This is a genomic window from Bradyrhizobium sp. SHOUNA76, assembly GCF_023006445.1.
In the GTDB taxonomy this organism is placed as follows: domain Bacteria; phylum Pseudomonadota; class Alphaproteobacteria; order Rhizobiales; family Xanthobacteraceae; genus Bradyrhizobium.
Map to the genome: position 1 here is coordinate 1 of NZ_JALBHA010000973.1, position 961 is coordinate 961.

A 961-nucleotide genomic window follows, 5' to 3' on the forward strand; every position below is an offset into this window, starting at 1 on the left:
CGGCCGGTCGGTCGGAAGATCGAGCATCGCCGGCACGCCGGAGAAGCGCGACCGCCAATAGGACAATTGGCGCTCCAGCACGGCGCCCTGCAGGCGCTGGCGCTGCCAGATTGCGTAATCGGCATATTGAATCGCAAGCGGCGGCAGGGAGGGCACAGTGCCCCGGGAGTAAGCCGTGTAAAGCGCGCTGAGATCGCGAATGAGTATCCCCAGCGACCAGCCGTCAAAGATCATGTGGTGCAGCACCAGGAGAATCACATGATCCTGCTCCGAGAGCTTCAGCAACGCAGCGCGGAACAGTGGCGCGACCGCCAGGTCGAACGGCTTTCCGGTGAACTCCGCCAACTGGTGACGCAGCTCTGACTGTTGCGCCTCGCCGGCAAGCTCCGTTAGATCGAGTTGCACGAGCTCGACCGCCACATGCGGTTCGACGATCTGCGCAGGCTCGCCATCCTCTACAGCCGTGCGCATGCGCAACGTCTCGTGGCGGCGCATCAGCTCGTCCAGGCTGCGGTCCAGCGCAACCTGATCCAGCTCGCCGTTCAGTCGGACGAAGACCGGGATATTATATTCGCTGCCTCCCGGCTGAAGCTGATCGAGCACCCACAGTCGCTCCTGCGCAAAGGACAACGGAGCCGGATCCGCATGATCGCGCGGGCGCAACTGCGGCTCGGCACTCGCAGCGCCAGCCTTCATCAAGAGAGCAAGAAGCTCCGCCCGCTCGATCTCCAGCGTCTCCGCCACAGCCCCCTCGTATCCCATCGCTGTCCACCTACCTTCACGCGCTTGGACTTCTGATCTGTCGCACACCCTCTCGGAACGACGTCATCCGCCGACGCTAGATCGGCACGGTTTCCTCTTCCCAATCGTCGGGCAGGATCCGCTGCGCGAGATCGGCGAGGACCGGCGCCTCGAACAGGGCGCGGAGCGGGAGGTCGACGCCGAGGCGGTCGCGCACGCG

At 64.7% G+C, this 961-nt stretch carries 2 protein-coding genes; both read right to left on the minus strand.

The genetic code is table 11. From position 1 onward, the window contains the following. A partial coding sequence (locus MOV74_RS39060) for a condensation domain-containing protein (protein ID WP_309486886.1) occupies positions 1-762 on the minus strand: 762 nt, incomplete at its 3' end. Between the two features lie 76 nt (positions 763-838). Further along, entirely contained in the window at positions 839-958 is a 120-nt protein-coding gene (locus MOV74_RS41335) for a phosphopantetheine-binding protein (RefSeq protein WP_404979239.1), read from the minus strand. Between the last annotated feature and the right edge of the window lie 3 nt (positions 959-961).